At 61.3% G+C, this 15363-nt stretch carries 11 protein-coding genes; 8 read left to right on the forward strand and 3 right to left on the reverse strand.

Features of this window, described 5'->3' with window-relative positions; genetic code table 11:
• Positions 1-17: 17 nt before the first annotated feature.
• Together AC4CWH_RS24470 and AC4CWH_RS24475 are read right to left on the reverse strand one after the other, a co-directional pair.
• Positions 18-1535, reverse strand: a complete 1518-nt coding sequence (locus AC4CWH_RS24470) for a glycerol-3-phosphate dehydrogenase (RefSeq protein WP_491285733.1) — start codon at positions 1533-1535, stop codon at positions 18-20.
• Positions 1532-3103, reverse strand: coding sequence for an FGGY-family carbohydrate kinase (locus tag AC4CWH_RS24475; protein ID WP_491285731.1), 1572 nt, complete (start codon positions 3101-3103; stop codon positions 1532-1534). Before AC4CWH_RS24475 ends, AC4CWH_RS24470 begins: the two co-directional genes overlap by 4 nt.
• A 761-nt stretch (positions 3104-3864) precedes the next feature.
• On the opposite strand from AC4CWH_RS24475, the gene AC4CWH_RS24480 reads away from it, so the two are divergent.
• The 8 genes from AC4CWH_RS24480 (at position 3865) to AC4CWH_RS24515 (ending at position 13406) form a co-directional block, all read left to right on the forward strand.
• Positions 3865-4536 carry a DUF2291 family protein gene (locus AC4CWH_RS24480; RefSeq protein ID WP_491285729.1) on the forward strand — a complete coding sequence of 224 codons (672 nt, stop codon included), beginning with the start codon at positions 3865-3867 and terminating at the stop codon, positions 4534-4536.
• Positions 4533-6071: a sugar ABC transporter ATP-binding protein gene (locus AC4CWH_RS24485; protein WP_491285727.1), complete on the forward strand. Its 1539-nt coding sequence runs from the start codon at positions 4533-4535 to the stop codon at positions 6069-6071. The genes AC4CWH_RS24480 and AC4CWH_RS24485 overlap by 4 nt, the downstream gene beginning before the upstream one ends.
• 26 nt (positions 6072-6097) lie before the next feature.
• Positions 6098-7150 carry an ABC transporter permease gene (locus AC4CWH_RS24490; RefSeq protein WP_491285725.1) on the forward strand — a complete coding sequence of 351 codons (1053 nt, stop codon included), beginning with the start codon at positions 6098-6100 and terminating at the stop codon, positions 7148-7150.
• Between the two features lie 120 nt (positions 7151-7270).
• Positions 7271-8191 carry a D-ribose ABC transporter substrate-binding protein gene (locus AC4CWH_RS24495; RefSeq protein ID WP_491287761.1) on the forward strand — a complete coding sequence of 307 codons (921 nt, stop codon included), beginning with the start codon at positions 7271-7273 and terminating at the stop codon, positions 8189-8191.
• Between the two features lie 249 nt (positions 8192-8440).
• Positions 8441-9307 carry a DeoR/GlpR family DNA-binding transcription regulator gene (locus AC4CWH_RS24500; RefSeq protein ID WP_491287760.1) on the forward strand — a complete coding sequence of 289 codons (867 nt, stop codon included), beginning with the start codon at positions 8441-8443 and terminating at the stop codon, positions 9305-9307.
• A gap of 148 nt (positions 9308-9455) precedes the next feature.
• Entirely contained in the window at positions 9456-10982 is a 1527-nt protein-coding gene (locus AC4CWH_RS24505) for an FGGY-family carbohydrate kinase (RefSeq protein WP_491285723.1), read from the forward strand.
• On the forward strand, positions 10979-11749 hold the full coding sequence (locus tag AC4CWH_RS24510) for a DeoR/GlpR family DNA-binding transcription regulator (protein ID WP_491285721.1): 771 nt from the start codon (positions 10979-10981) through the stop codon (positions 11747-11749). Before AC4CWH_RS24505 ends, AC4CWH_RS24510 begins: the two co-directional genes overlap by 4 nt.
• The gene (locus AC4CWH_RS24515) at positions 11742-13406 is read left to right on the forward strand and encodes a glycerol-3-phosphate dehydrogenase/oxidase (protein WP_491285719.1); all 1665 of its coding nucleotides are present in this window, start codon (positions 11742-11744) and stop codon (positions 13404-13406) included. Before AC4CWH_RS24510 ends, AC4CWH_RS24515 begins: the two co-directional genes overlap by 8 nt.
• Before the next feature lie 59 nt (positions 13407-13465).
• On the opposite strand, the gene AC4CWH_RS24520 is transcribed toward AC4CWH_RS24515, so the two are convergent.
• Positions 13466-15310 (reverse strand): LysR substrate-binding domain-containing protein, encoded by a 1845-nt coding sequence (locus tag AC4CWH_RS24520; RefSeq protein WP_491321790.1) that lies wholly within the window; start codon positions 15308-15310, stop codon positions 13466-13468.
• Between the last annotated feature and the right edge of the window lie 53 nt (positions 15311-15363).

Raw genomic sequence — 15363 nt, forward strand, 5'->3', positions numbered from 1 at the left:
CTTAGAACTCCAGTCTCTCAGGCGGCGCTTGCCAGGTTTGCGTCGTCAAACCAGGCGGTAAAGGCGGCCTGTTCGGCCTCAGTCAAGTGCAGGTAATGTTTCGTGCGGCGGAAGAGCACGTCCTTGGCGGTGCGGGCCCATTCGGACTGGACGAGATAACGCACCTCCGCCTCGTAAAGCTGGCCGCCGAAATGGCGGCCCAAGGCGGCAAGACTGTCTGCCGTGCCGGCGATCTGGCGCGTACGCGTGCCGTAAAGGCGGCCGTAATGCTGAAGCAGCGCGCGCGGCATCCACGGATAGAGATCACGCAAGCTATTGGCAAATGTCTCGTAATCGGCATTCGGCATGTCGCCGCCGGGAAGCGGTGCCGTTTCCGTCCAGTTGCCCCCCATGGTGGGAAACACCTGGGTCAGCTTCTGCATGCCGCGCTCGGCAAGCTCGCGGAACGTGGTGATCTTGCCGCCGAAGACATTAAGAAGCGGCGCGCCGCCCGTCTCGTCGAGATCGAAGACATAATCGCGGGTGACGGCGGACGGATTGCCCTTGCCATCGTCAAACAGCGGACGCACGCCGGAAAACGTGTGCAGCACATCGCTACGGCGGAGCTTTTCCTTGAAGTAGCGGTTCACGGCAGACAGGAGATATTCGATTTCCCGCTCGTCGGCACTTACCTCTTCGGCGCGGCCCTCATAGGCAATGTCGGTGGTGCCGATCAGCGCCTTGTCGCCCTCGTAAGGGTTGATGAAGATCACCCGCTTGTCGTGGTTCTGCACCAGATAGGCCTGCGGCCCCACCCACCACTTCGGCACGATGATATGGCTGCCCTTGACGAGCCGCACATTGCGCGACGAATTGGAGCCGGCGACCCGGCCGATAATGTCTGACACCCAGGGGCCGGCGCAATTGGCGATGCAGCGGGCGCGGAACTGGCGGATCTCGCCGGTCACGACATTTTTCGTGGTGATGGACCAGGCGCCGTCTTCGCGTCGTGCGGTGACGGCTGCCGTGCGGGTCAGCACCTCGCAGCCCTTTTCGGCGGCATCGACGGCGTTCAGCACCACAAGGCGCGCATCGTCCACCCAGCAGTCGGAATATTCAAACCCCTTGGTGTAGGTGTCGAGGATCGGCGCGCCTTCCGGATCGCGGGCAAGATCCAGCGTGCGAGTGCCCGGCAGTTTCTTGCGGCCGCCGAGATGATCGTAGAGAAAGAGGCCAAGCCGCACCAGCCAGGCCGGGCGGTCTTCAGGACTATGCGGCAGAACGAAGCGCATCGGCCAGATGATGTGCGGGGCAGCCTTCAGCAGCACCTCGCGCTCGATCAGCGCCTCGCGCACAAGACGAAATTCGTAATATTCGAGATAACGCAGGCCGCCATGCACCAGCTTGCCGGAGCGCGAGGACGTGCCTTCGGCCAGATCGTCCTTCTCGCACAGCACCACTTTCAGACCCCGGCCGGCCGCATCGCGCGCCATGCCGGCGCCATTGATGCCGCCGCCGATGACGAACAGGTCGATCGTCTGTGTTTGCGTGCTCATGTCTTTTTCCTCTGAAATGTCGCATCGCGGGCCGCCGCCAGTTTCGTCCAGGCGGGAACCAGCGCCTGACGCGCGGATTGGAAAGCGGGAAACAGCCGGTCGTAGGTGGCGGAAAGGTCTGCGTTCGGGGCCTCCGGTGCAGCAAGCAGCGGCGTCACCCATTCGCCAACGCAGGCGTCCATGTCGGGATAGGCGCCGATGGCGACGGCTGCCATCATGGCTGCACCCGCAGCGCCCGCCTCTTCACGATCGGAGACGCGGACCGGGGCATTGATCGCGGCTGAGAGAACGGCGCGCAAGCCCCTTGAGCGCGCAGCACCGCCGCTGAGGCGCAGTTCGGAAGGCAAACCGCCCATCGCCGCATAACAATCACGCATCGCCATGCCGAGACCCTCGACCACGGCGCGCACCAGATCCGGATAACGATGACCGACTGACAAGCCGATGAAACCGGCGCGGGCCTGCGCATTCACGAAAGGCCCGCGCTCGCCGGCCTCGGAAATATAGGGATGGTAGGCGATCTGGCCGGGCGTGGACTTTTCAAGCCAGCCTTCGATACGCCCCATCAGGTCGCGTGGCGTCATCTCCTGTCCCATCTCGCGCAGCAGATCGGCGCCAAGGCTCAAAACCCAGTCGAGATTGAGGGTGGCCGCCATATTGGTTTGGGCCTGCACGACCATATCCGGTACGGGGAGCGCCATGACATAGCCGGTGCCTTCGGCGTTCAGGTGTACGCCATCGATATGGGTTGCGCGCATGTGGACGCCGGTTGAACCGACGATGGAGCAGGCGGTATCGCCGGTTCCACCATAAACGCCGGCGCCAAGAGCCGTCATCACCATGTCCACGTAACCCAGGCACACCGGCGTGCCCTCCAGCAGGCCCGACTGTTCTGCAGCAGACGCGGTCAGCGGATTGAGCGTCTGCGTGCCCTCGACGATCTCAGGCAGAAGATGGCGGCGGTGACCAAGACCCAGCGCGTCAAACACCTGGTCCTCATAACGCCGCGTGCGGAAATTCCCGAAGGTAAAACTTGCCTCCGACGGATCGGTAGCGCGCACGCCCGTGAGATTGAGATAAAGCCAATCCTTGCAATGGAGGGCCACATCGGCAGTATCGAGAAGCTCTGGGAAAAACCGGTCCATATGCGCCATCTGCGCACCCTGCTGGCAGGTGTTGAGCCCGGTGCCCGTCAGTTCGAAACGCGCCCGGTTCTCAGCCTTTGCGGCAAGCATACCAACGGTCGGGGCCGCGCGGGCATCAAGCCACAGCCAGGCATCGCCAACGGGCCGCTTATCGCGGCCGACAAGCCATGTGCCGTCACCCTGTGCGGTCACGGCAATCGCTGCCGTCCGACGGGCAAGATCGGCAACCTGCTCGCCAAGACCGCGCAGCGCCCGTGTGCAATCGGCCCAGGTCCTGTCGAGCGGCTGCGTCGCGGATCCATCGGAACTGGACAGATAGCTGTTGGGCACGCTGGAGGACGAGATCTGCCGACCCGCCAGATCAAAGGCCACCGCCTTGATGACCGAGGTGCCGGCATCGATGCCGATGATGACATCACGCATGGCGCACACCATGAACCTTCGCATGGATGCGGGCGGACGACGGCGTCTTGGCGATAGTCTTCATGCAGCTTCCTCCTCCGCGCGATGCCGGCGCACCCTTTCAGGACATGCCTGACCCTCCGGATCCGGATCGCTCGCAAGCCAATAATACATATCACAATGATAACAATCAAAATGATTTTTTTTGCAGACAGGGAAATTTTTTTCAGCTATGTTGAGAACTTGAAGGCCAAGACCGGCTTGGTGTTGTCTTGCGACGCGCGGCAGTCTTCTGCGCCGGAATTCTCGCTCACCAGTACCCGAAGATTGTGGTGCGGAGCTAGGATTATTTCCATATTGTGCTTTAAAAGCAATATATTGATTCAGGTGCGGTTGGTAAGGCCAGTCTAGCGGGTTGCTTTGTGAAAGAGCCCGTCCGGCTTGTGCAGGAATGCTGAAACTCGCCCGGAACGCCACCTGGGGCGGAAAATTTCCAATCGATCCTGTGGAGAATCTCACCTCTGCGTGAGCGGTGACCTAAAAAGAACTCATCTTCAACATAACACACTTGACGGGCGATATAACGCGAATATAGCGTAGTGATATGGAGCGATCGCGGGGCCTGGAGGATGGTGCTGCTGCGATCAGGAATGGGAGGAGACCATGCTGCTATACGCCGTGCGCTGCACGCGTTTGCCGCCGATCGGGGAGACCCGGTTTCGGGCTGCTATCCCGTTCCTTTCCACTCCCATTGAACATCGTGCGAAAAGCGAGGCCGCCTCATGAGCACCCTCCAATCTTCATCCGCCGCCCTGCGTGCGCGCAAAGCAAAGCAAAAGTCGAAGCGCACAGGTGTTGTCCTCGTGGGTGCCGGCCTGCTGGTTCTGTGCGCCATCGTGCTCGACACGACGGTTGTCCATGTCGGATCGGAAGCGGATGTGCGCCAGCAGGCGTTTTCACCCGATACGTTTGGCGCCAAGGAATTTCCGCGCGTCCAGTCCGTGGTGCTGCAAAAGGCCGTCGACGCCGTGACGATCGCGCCGGAAGTGCTTGCCGACAAGGCCGCTGCCGGCAAAAAATACGGCACGGCTTCCACCACCGGCACGGTGATGATGGTCAAATTTTCGGGCGTCGTCGGCGAAGGCAAGTCCGGCATCTATGATGTCAGCGTTGCCGGCATGCCCACCGATATCAAGCTACGCATGCAGACCGGACCCGCCATCAACGGCACGGACCTGCGCGATGCGCCGGGCGATATCGCTTTCGGCTCGTTCAAGAACCAGATCGAATACCAGGATGCCGGCTCGGCCATCAACCGCGCCATGAAAGCCTCGGTCCTCGACCCGATCGATACCTCCGCGCTTACGGGCAAGACGGTTGATGTCGTCGGCGCCTTTCGCCTCGTCAATCCGAAGAACTGGATGGTCACGCCGGTGAAGGTGGATGTGAAATGAGCGCGCCAGAGACGCAAGGCCCCCGCCGCGGCGATGTCGTGCTGTCGGCGCACAACATCGCCAAATCCTATGGCAGCATCCATGCCCTGAAGGGCGTGAATTTCGATATCCGTTATGGCCAGGTCACCACGCTGTTCGGCGAAAATGGTGCGGGCAAGTCGACGCTGATGAAGATCCTGTCTGGCGTCGTTCAGCCGACATCAGGTGAAATCGTGCTGGATGGCGAGGGGATGAACTTTATCTCGTCGACCGATGCGCGTGACCACGGCATTTCGATCATCCACCAGGAACTCAGCCTGGCCCCCAATTTGTCCGTGCGCGACAATGTGTTCATGGGCCGCGAGATCCCGGGCGCCACCGGCGTCGATTTTGTCGAGGAAGAGCGCCAGGTGCGGCTTCTGCTCGAAGAGCTGGAAGAAGACATCGATCCGCTGACGCCCGTCGAAGACCTGCGTCTTGGCCAGCAGCAGATCGTCGAAATTGCCCGCGCGCTTTCCATCGACAGCCGCATCCTGATCATGGACGAACCGACCTCGGCACTTTCTGCCGCCGAAGTCGAGGTTCTGTTCAAGGTTATTCGGGATCTGACCGCCAAGGGCGTATCGATCGTTTATATCTCGCATCATCTCGAAGAAGCGCTCGAAATCACCGATCATGCCGTGGTTTTGCGCGATGGCACCATGACCGCTTATGCGCCGCGCGCCGACATCGATCTGGAATGGATCGTGCGCAACATGGTGGGCGAACATTATGATCTCGGCTCCCCTCCATCAGGTTATGCCTTCGGCGAAACCGCGCTTTCGGTGGTGGACCTGACGGTTGCCGATCCCAATGCCGGCTTCAATCTGGTGGACCGCCTGTCGCTCGATGTGAAGGCTGGCGAGATCGTCTGCATCTACGGGCTGATGGGGGCCGGGCGCACCGAGCTTCTGGAAACGCTTGCCGGCCGCCTCAAGCCAAAATCGGGCCGGATCTTTCTGGAGGGCGAGGAAATCTCGTCGCTATCGATTGCCGATCGCATTGCCTGCGGTCTGGCGCTCGTGCCGGAAGACCGCCAGCGTGATGGCCTGGTGCAGACCATGAGCGTCGGGGAAAACATGTCGCTTGCCTCGATCATGAATTTCACCCGCGGCCTCTTTACCAGCCGGCGGATCGAGCAGTCGCTGATTGCCGATACCATCCGCAAGGTGACCGTGAAGACGTCTGGCGGTAGCGCGCCCATCGGCTCGCTGTCGGGTGGCAACCAGCAGAAGGTGGTCATCGGCAAGATGCTGGCGACCGATCCGACCGTGCTCCTGCTCGACGAGCCATCGCGCGGCATCGATATCGGCGCCAAGGCGGAAGTGTTCAAGCTTCTGGCGGAGCGTGCGCGCACCGGCCTGGCGGTGGTGTTTTCCACCTCCGAAGTCAGCGAGTGCCTGTCGGTCGCACACCGCATCATCGTCATGCACAAGGGCCGCATCTCGGCCGAGTTCGATTCGAGCGTCACCAAGGAAAAGATCATGGCCGCCTCCGGCGAGTCCGTGGCTGCCTGATGCCGTCAATTGGGGAATTCCAGACCATGAACCAAACCACCGCACCCAAGGCCGCATCCGCCAAAACCGACAAAGTGAGCCGCGTCAACATTGGCCAACTCCTTTTGGAGGGGCGTGCCTTTTTCGCCCTGATCATCATCATTGCGGTGTTTTCCTACCTGTCGCCGAACTATTTCACCGTCGCCAATTTTCTCATCATGGCCTCGCATGTGGCCATTTACGGCATTCTGGCCATCGGCATGTTGCTGGTGATCCTGAACGGCGGCATTGACCTGTCGGTGGGATCGATCCTGGCGCTGTGCGGGGTCGTGGCCGGTGCCCTGATGCAGGGCGTGGAACTGTCGCCCTTCGGTGTGATCCTCTATCCGCCGGTCTGGGCCGTGGTGGTGCTGACCTGCGTGTTCGGGGCTTTTGTCGGTGCGATCAACGGCATACTGGTCGCCTGGTTCCGCGTGCCGGCCTTTGTTGCAACGCTTGGCGTCATGTATGTGGCGCGCGGTATCGCGCTTCTGCAGACCAATGGCCTCACCTACAACAACCTGTCGGGCCGTCCCGAGCTTGGCAATACCGGTTTCGACTGGCTGGGCTTCAACCGTTTGGCCGGCGTGCCGATCTCCGTCATCGTTCTAACCGTGATCGCCCTCTTGGCCGGCCTGATGCTTGCACGCTCGGCCTTTGGTCGCTGGCTTTATGCATCCGGCGGCAACGAGCGGGCGGCAGACCTCTCCGGCGTGCCGGTCAAGCGCGTCAAGATCACTGTCTATACGCTCTCCGGCATCCTGTCGGCCGTGGCCGGGCTCGTGCTGTCGTCACAGCTGACGTCTGCTGGCCCGACGGCTGGCAGCACCTACGAGCTGACGGCGATTGCTGCGGTCGTGGTTGGCGGGGCCGCGCTTACCGGCGGTCGTGGCACGGTGCGCGGCACCATGCTCGGCGCCTTCGTCATCGGTTTCCTCTCCGATGGCCTCGTCATCATCGGCGTCTCGTCCTACTGGCAAACGGTCTTTACCGGGTCGGTTATCGTGCTCGCCGTCCTCATGAACACAATTCAGTACGGCTCTCGCTCCGCCAAGAGCTGACGTCCAAGAACTTGTCCGCCAAGGCCTATCTGGGAGGGTACCGCGGAAAGGATGCCTGAAGAGGCGAAAACTGCAACATTCCAATGGGAGTAGACGATGTTGAAATCCTTTCAGAAATTCATGCTTGCCGCCGTGGCGACAGGCCTTATGACGACAGCTGCGATGGCAGATGGCCTCATCTCCATCATCGTGACGGATCCGGCCAACCCCTACTGGCGCACCGAAGGCGAAGTCGCCAAGAAGACGGCCGAAGGCCTTGGTTACAAGGCCAATGTCGCTGCACACAAGGGTGACACCAACACCGAATCGACGCTCATCGATACGGCGATCACCAACAAGTCGGCGGCCATCATCCTCGATCCGGCCAATGCCGATGGTTCCGTCGGCGCAGTGAAGAAGGCCGTTGCTGCCGGTATTCCGGTCATTCTCGTCAATGCCGAGATCAACCAGGAAGGCCTTGCCAAGGCACAGCTCGTTTCCAACAACGCGCAAGGGGCAGCACTCGGCGCCGAAACCTGGATTTCTATGGTCGGTGACAAGGGCACCTATGTCGAACTGTTCGGCAACCCGGCAGACAACAATGCCGCCACCCGCTCCAACGGTTATGAAACCGTCATCACCCAGTATCCTGATATGAAGAAGGTCGGCAAGGAAGTGGCCAACTGGGATCGTACCCAGGGCTACCAGAAGATGCAGTCCCTGCTTCAGGCCAATCCGAACATCAACGGCGTGATTGCCGGCAATGACGAAATGGCGCTGGGTGCGATTGCTGCGCTGAAGGAAGCCGGCAAGCTCGACAAGGTCAAGGTCGGCGGCTTCGACGGTTCGCCGGATGCTGTTGCCGCCATCAAGTCCGGCGAGATGCAGTATACGGTCCTCCAGCCGGTTGCCGTCTTCTCGGCAGAAGCCGTCAAGCAGGCCGATTCCTTCATCAAGACGGGCAAGACCGGCGCTGCCACCGAAAAGCAGCTGTTCGATTGCCTGCTGATCACCAAGGATAACGTTGCCAAGTACACCGGTCCGTTCACCCTGTCGCAGTAATCCGTTACCATCCATCGGGGCCGCACTTTGCTGCGGCCCCGACCTTTTGCGATTTAAGGTTCTTTCTTTGCGTGGAAGACCACGCCAACCGGTGGCGCCCGGCTGAAGACGTGCTAGATGTCGATTGCACCAGCGGCGCGCATGGCATGCCGATGTTCGCCACGGGCGAGCGGTGGTGCAACAGACCGGAGCCATGGGGATGTGCGTTCATCAGGGCGCGCGGTTCTCCGGGAGATGTGGGCAATGAGCATGCGCGACCAACAGGAACGTCCTCTCGAGCGCCTGATGGGCGAGGAGATTTCCAGCGACAGCCGCCAGGCCCGCCAGATCGCTCGAAGGCAGTTGATGGCCGAAGCCGTGATGGCTGAAGGCACGATGCGCATCGAGGATCTGACCGAACGCTTCGGCATCAGCCTGATGACCGCCCACCGCGATCTCGATGAACTGGTCAGCCGCGGCCTGCTGCGCAAGACACGCGGCATCGTCTCGGCTGCACCGACAAGCCTCATCGAATCCAGCGACGTCTATCGCTCCACGAGGCAGGCCGCCGAAAAGCGCGCCATTGCGGCTGCTGCCGCCGAATTCGTCCAGCCGGGGCAGGCGATCTTCTTTGATGATTCCACCACTGTGCTGCAGATGGTGCCGCATCTCTCAGCCCGCGTGCCGCTGACGGCCATTACCAATTCCATCACGATGATCAATGCGCTGCGCGAAGTGCGCGATCTGACGCTGCTCTGTCTTGGCGGGCAGTTCCAGAACTGGTGTAATGCCTTCATGGGGCCCGTGACCACCAACGAGATCCGGCGCCTGCGCCCCGATCAGGTGTTTCTCTCCGTATCCGCCATCAGCGAGGACATGCTGTTTCACCAGTCACCCGACATGGTGGATATCAAGCGGGCCATGTTCGAATGTGCCTCGCGCCGTATCCTGCTGGTCGACCATACCAAGTTCGAGCGGCGCGCTCTGCATGCCATGGGATCGCTGGATGAATTCGACGTCGTCATCGTCGATAGCGCCACGCCGCCGCGCACCATCGAGCGGCTGCGCGCGCGCGGCATCAATCTCGTCGTTGCCGCACCAAATGGCAGCGCGATTGATACAAATAGTGATTTGTAACGCTCAATGATGTGAAGTTAACAGTAATTCGCTCGCTTGCACAAAGCGAGCCGTCTGCCCTTGAGGGGACGCCTGGTAATTTCACGCATCGCGCCGTCCGATACCTCCAGGGGTCTTCGACGCGCGGTGTGCTCTTGCGGAGCTTCCGATGCCTTGCCTGCTTGGGATCGACAATGGCCTTACCGTCACCAAGGCGGTTGTCTTCGATGAGACGGGTGCCGTCCTGTCGGTGGCGCGGCGACGTATTCCCCAGATCATGGCGCACGCCCATCATGTGGAACGCGATATGGCCGGCCTCTGGACGGCAACCGCCGAGGCGATTGCGGAAGCCGTTGCGCGCTCAGGCCGGCCGGCATCCGAGATCGCAGCGGTTTCTGCCACCGCCCATGGCGATGGACTTTACCTTCTGGACCGCGACGGCCACCCGCTCGGTCACGGCATCCTGTCGCTCGACAGCCGCGCCGGCGACATCGTTGCCCGCTGGGATGGTGATGGAACGGCGGAGGCGGCACTCGCATTGAGCGGCCAGCGGCCCCATGCATCCGCGCCGGCATCACTTCTGGCCTATATCCGGAAGCATGAACCGGAGCGGTTTGGCGCCATCGGGACGGCGTTTGCCTGCAAGGACTGGCTGCGTTACTGCCTCACCGGCACAATCGGCACAGACCTGACGGAAGCCAGCACCTCCTTCACCGCAGTGGCGTCGCAGGCCTATGCGCCTGACATCCTCGAGCTTTACGGTCTGGGAGCACTTTTTCCCGCCCTGCCGGAAGTGGCGCTGCCGGATGCGGTGATCGGTGGCGTGACGCCGCAGGCAGCGGCTTTGACCGGGCTTGTCGCGGGAACGCCTGTTGTTGCCGGCCTGCATGATGTCACGGCCTCTTCGCTTGGCATCGGCGGTTATGGCGTGGGACAGGTGGCGGTGGTGGCCGGCACCTATTCCATCAACGAGACCGTCTCGACGCATCCTGCAGTCGATGCCCGCTGGTTCTGCCGCAACGGGTTGAGGTTCGGGGAGTGGAACAATATGGCGATTTCGCCGGCGTCTGCGGCCAATTACGACTGGTTCCTCGACCAATTGTGTGCGGCCGACCAGAAGGCGGCAGAGGCAGAAGGTGCATCTATCCATGAGCGTCTTGGCCGCGAAATCGGCGAAGCACTGCAGTACCCTTCGACGGTTCTGTTTCACCCTTACCTGTTCGGCTCGCCACATGGCTCGACGGCCAGCGCCGGATTTCTGGGCCTACGCGGTTGGCACGGTCGGGCAGAGATGCTGCGGGCGGTGATCGAGGGTATTGCGTTCAACCATCGGGTCCATGTGGACGATCTGCGCCAGGGTTTTGAGATGAAGACGGCAAAGCTGACGGGTGGCATTTCGCGCAATCCGCTCTTTGCGCAATTGTTTGCCGATGTGCTCGGGATGACAGTGACGGTAACAGACACCGAAGAGGCCGCCGCCTGGGGTGCTGCCCTCTGCGCCGGCTCCGGTATCGGGCTTTTTGCCTCGCCGACCGATGATCCGCGTGACCTCACAGCCATCGGCCATGATTACCATCCAGACCCCGCCCGGCAAAAGGCGCTTGAAGAGCGGTTTGACCTGCATTGCGATCTGGCGAAGGCTCTTGCGCCGCTCTGGCCCCGTATCGAAGCCTTGGGATCGGAGGGCGCGGAATGACCGCCGATACCCGCCGTGAGGCCATCGCCGCCTATGTGATTGAACGCGGCGAAGCCCGCATCGATGATCTCGTCACCGAATTCGGCGTCTCGCGCATGACGATCCATCGGCATGTGGAGGATCTGGCGCGCCAGGGCGTGTTGCGCAAGCTGCATGGTGCCGTCAGCGCCCAGCCGTCGGGCGTTTACGAAAGCCTGTTCAGCTTTCGCAAGACCCGCGCGCTTGCCGCCAAGGCCGCACTCGCAAAGGCTGCCGTGGCTGAAATCGAGCCCGGCAGCGTCATCCTCATCGATGATTCCACCACGGCCAATGCGCTTGCCCCCCATATCGCGGAGGTAACGCCGCTCACCGTCGTCACCAACAGTCTTGATCTGGCGGAACGGCTGAGTGCGCTCGATGAGGTGAAACTGATCTGCCTCGGCGGCGAATATCACCCGACCTATCACGCCTTTATCGGCCATCTCTGCGAAAGCGCGCTATCGCGCCTGCGCGTCAATCTCTTGATCTGCTCGGCGTCCGCCATCAGCGGAACGTCGGCGATGATCCAGGATCCGCTCGTCGTGCGCGTCAAGCAGGCGATGATGGCATCCGCCGTGCGCAAGGTTCTGCTGGTGGATTCTGAGAAATTCGACCGGGTGGCGCTGCATCTCTTTGCCGATCTCAAGGAATTCGACGCTGTTTACGTCGATGATCGCCTGCCCGCAAAAACGGCCGATGCCTTGCGGGCGGCCGGAGTGAGCCTCAAGCTGGTGACAGACAATGACTGATATTCAAGACGTGGACGTGCTCATCCTCGGTGCCGGCATCAATGGAGCCGGGGTGTTTCGCGATCTCTGCGAGCAGGGGCTGACCTGCGTCATCTCCGACAAGGCCGATTTTGGCTCCGGCACGTCGGCTGCCCCCTCGCGCCTCATCCATGGCGGCATCAAATATCTTGAGACAGGCGAGTTTCGCCTCGTCGCGCAGTCGACGCTGGAGCGCAATCTTCTCTTGAAGAACGCGCCCCATTGCGTGAACCGCCTGCCGACGGTGATCCCCATCTTCTCCTGGTTCAAAGGAATTCCGGCCGCACTTCGCACGCTGTTCGGCTCTACCACGGCGCCGCGAAGCCGCGGGGCGGTGCTGATGAAGATCGGTCTTGCGCTCTACGATTTCTACGGTTCGCGCCACCGCATGATGCCGCGCCATTCGCTGTGGAGCAAGGCGCGGGCGCTTGCCGCCATTCCGGCGCTGACGCCGCGCATCGTGGCGGCCGGCCTCTATTATGACGCCAAGATCAGTCATCCGGAACGGCTGGTGCTGGAACTTGTCGAGGATGGCCTGCGGGCCAGCCCTTTGTCGCGTGCGTACAACTATACGCGGATCGGCGGCACGGATGGGCAGGCCGTTGTATTGGTCGATGAGGACGGGAACGAGCAGCGCATTCGCCCACGCCTCGTCATCAACGCCGCCGGCCCCTGGATCGACCGGGTGAATGAAGATCTCGGCGTAACCTCCCGTCTGATCGGCGGCACCAAGGGCTCACACATTCTCCTCGATCATCCCGATCTCATCGCAACGCTTGGCGGGCGGATGATCTATTTCGAGGCGGATGACGGACGCATCTGCCTTGTCTTCGATTATCTCGGCAAGGCGCTGGTCGGCTCGACGGATATTCGCGACGATGACCCGGATCAGGTCACCTGCAGCGATACGGAAATCGATTACCTGCTGCAGAGCCTCAGCGGCCTGTTGCCGGGTCTTACCTTCGACAGGAGCCAGATCGTTTATACCTATGCCGGCATCCGCCCGCTTCCCGCCTCCGACAGCACGGCCCCCGGCCTCATCAGCCGCGATCATTCGGCGCCGGTCATCGAGCCGGAGGGCGAGAGGCCCTGGCCGATCGTCTCGCTCGTTGGCGGCAAGTGGACAACATTTCGCGGCTTTGCCGAGGAAGTGACCGAGATGGTTCTGGCGCGGCTTCAGCAGAAACGCCGCATCAGCACGCAAAGCTTGGCCATCGGTGGCGGTCTTGGTTTTCCGCGCGAGAACGAGCGGGTCAAGTGGCTGGACATGGCCTGCGCAAGAACCGGTGCGGATAAGGCGCGGGCCGATACGCTGTTATCGCGTTATGGCACGACGGCGCTTGCCATTCTGGAAGCCGAAGGCCCACATCCCCGCGGTCTTGCCGATGCGCCGGATTATTCGTTCGAGGAACTGGCGTGGATTGCAGCGCATGAACAGGTGGAGCATCTGGAAGATCTCGTGCTGCGCCGTACCGCGCTTGCCATTACCGGCCGGCTGACCGCGCGTGATCTGGATGACATTGCGCAAGCCCTCGCCGTATCCCGGGGCTGGGAGCAAGAGCGCCTGCAATCGGAACTGCGCGCCACGAAAACACGGCTTGCGGCAAGACACGGAGTTCAACTGGGACACGATCAATAGCAGCGGCCGGCACGTCGTTGATCCCTGCTGGAATCTTTGCGACACGCTCCGCTGTGTGTTCAAAACTTGCCAAACACGTCAACAAGCGTCTGCACGATCGTGCGCTCGGCCTCCGATAAGGAGCGGTCGGCGGAAAAGATGATGGACAAGGCGCCAGGCACCTCATTGCGGCTGATGGGAATGGTGACAAGCAAACCGGCCTCGACATCCTTTTGAACCGATGATGCCGGCAGGATCGTGCAGAGCGGTGCGCTTCGAACAATGGCAATGGCCAGTGCGAGCGAGCCGACTTCGATGACGGGTTTCAACGGAAGATGGCGCGCCTTGGCTGCGTCGGCAAAGTTCTGGTGGATGCTCAACTGCCGTGCCCCGAGCACCAGAGGCAGCTTGCAGGCATCCTCCAGGGATATTTCGCTCATATCTGGAAGCCGGAGTTGCGGATTGGCGACAACCGAAAGCGGCTCGCTGGCGCCCAATGGAATGCGCGCCACCTGTGGCTGGGCAGCGCCAACGACAGCGAGATTGAGCAAACCAGCCTTCACACGCTCATGCAGCACGGCATTGGAGCCTTCGCTGATCTGGAGTTTCCAGCTCGGTTGACCGGAATGGACGGCCGTGATTGCCCGAGCGATTTTTTCCGTCATCGCACTGTCATGGCCTGAACTGGGAAGTGTGCCAATCCGCACGTTCGCCTGGCTATGGGCTGCCACATCGCGGGATTTGCGCATCAGCCAGGCCTGCCGCTCTTCGATGGCCATCGTGAAGGGCAACAAGTTGGCGCCTGCCTGCGAAAGTCCTGCACCTTCGCTGCGTCTCGCGAGAAGTTTTACCCCCATGGCCGTCTCCATTTTGTGGATCTGGGCCGAAATCGAGGATTGCGCAACGTTTGCAACGCGGGCTGCGGCCGACAATCCGCCACTGCGGGAGGTGAGATTGAAATAATGGATCTGGCGTGTCGTCAGCCGGGGCTCGAATGCGGGAGACTGGTCCTCCCGCGCAAGGCTGTTTTTCAGGATCTCCAGGAACGTTGCGCCTTTCCCCGTGGATCCGGTTTGCGTTTTTGCAAACAACGGTGAAACAAGGGCTGGCGTCAGAGCCCGCCATTCCAGACGCGATAGCCCCATTCTGCCCGCCAGCATGCTGGCCGGCATCAGAAAGCGCAGGTGAGGCCATTCGAGAATAAGGCGGGCAAGCTGGGTGGGGTCGTCATCCACGAATTTCAGTCGTCCGCCAAGTCCATGGCGCTCGCCATAGGCAGAGATTGCCGACATCAGGCGTGGCCGCATTTTCATCACAACAACCGGTCCGGCAGAAGCCGAAAGATCAAGGTCCGCGCCGGATTGGCCAACGAGGATCCAGGGATCGTCGCCGAGATGCACTGTCTGCGGTTCATCATGGCCGCTCTCGTCGTAGAATATGCCGAGCGTTTCCGTTCTGGCCCCAAACAGCGCCTCCAGCGCAGGTGTGAGCAGCGGCTCCTCGCTCCCGTCATGGGAATTGGCAAACCGCCATTCCACGAATGTTTCCGGAGCGTGATGAAGCATTTCCTGGGTGGCGCGGATAAGGGCCTTGGAAAACCGGCCGATCGCAAGGCTGAGATCGAGGCACACGACGATCCGGTCCAGCCTTTCCCGCGGCAATGAAAATGCGCCGCGGGCATATTCCTCCAGATACAGCAATTGATATCCGTGACGAAAAAGCCAGAAGGCTGCCGGCCGCAACCCGAGATGACCGCCCTGTCGCAGGAACAGGCTGAGCCCCAGCCTTTCCTCAAGGGTATGCAGGCTTGTGCTCAGAGCCGAGGATGTGTGGCCGAGGCTCGCGGCTGTCTCGGAAATGCGTGTGTTCTGACAGGCCACAACGAAGTTTGCGAGCGGTCGAAGTTCAAGGCTGATCTTGTCCATGGACGGCAGACTATGCGGCGGCACGCAAAGCCTCAAGGGTATACGCATTCTGC

It is taken from the genome of Neorhizobium sp. PAMB6716 (assembly GCF_058242805.1).

Bases quoted from the DNA above. Each gene is read 5' to 3' on its own strand.
- AC4CWH_RS24475 (WP_491285731.1), bottom strand. From the start codon at position 3,103: ATGCGTGATGTCATCATCGGCATCGATGCCGGCACCTCGGTCATCAAG.
- AC4CWH_RS24520 (WP_491321790.1), bottom strand. From the start codon at position 15,310: ATGGACAAGATCAGCCTTGAACTTCGACCGCTCGCAAACTTCGTTGTG.
- AC4CWH_RS24515 (WP_491285719.1), top strand. From the start codon at position 11,742: ATGACTGATATTCAAGACGTGGACGTGCTCATCCTCGGTGCCGGCATC.
- AC4CWH_RS24510 (WP_491285721.1), top strand. From the start codon at position 10,979: ATGACCGCCGATACCCGCCGTGAGGCCATCGCCGCCTATGTGATTGAA.
- AC4CWH_RS24495 (WP_491287761.1), top strand. From the start codon at position 7,271: ATGCTTGCCGCCGTGGCGACAGGCCTTATGACGACAGCTGCGATGGCA.
- AC4CWH_RS24480 (WP_491285729.1), top strand. From the start codon at position 3,865: ATGAGCACCCTCCAATCTTCATCCGCCGCCCTGCGTGCGCGCAAAGCA.
- AC4CWH_RS24485 (WP_491285727.1), top strand. From the start codon at position 4,533: ATGAGCGCGCCAGAGACGCAAGGCCCCCGCCGCGGCGATGTCGTGCTG.
- AC4CWH_RS24505 (WP_491285723.1), top strand. From the start codon at position 9,456: ATGCCTTGCCTGCTTGGGATCGACAATGGCCTTACCGTCACCAAGGCG.
- AC4CWH_RS24490 (WP_491285725.1), top strand. From the start codon at position 6,098: ATGAACCAAACCACCGCACCCAAGGCCGCATCCGCCAAAACCGACAAA.
- AC4CWH_RS24470 (WP_491285733.1), bottom strand. From the start codon at position 1,535: ATGAGCACGCAAACACAGACGATCGACCTGTTCGTCATCGGCGGCGGC.
- AC4CWH_RS24500 (WP_491287760.1), top strand. From the start codon at position 8,441: ATGCGCGACCAACAGGAACGTCCTCTCGAGCGCCTGATGGGCGAGGAG.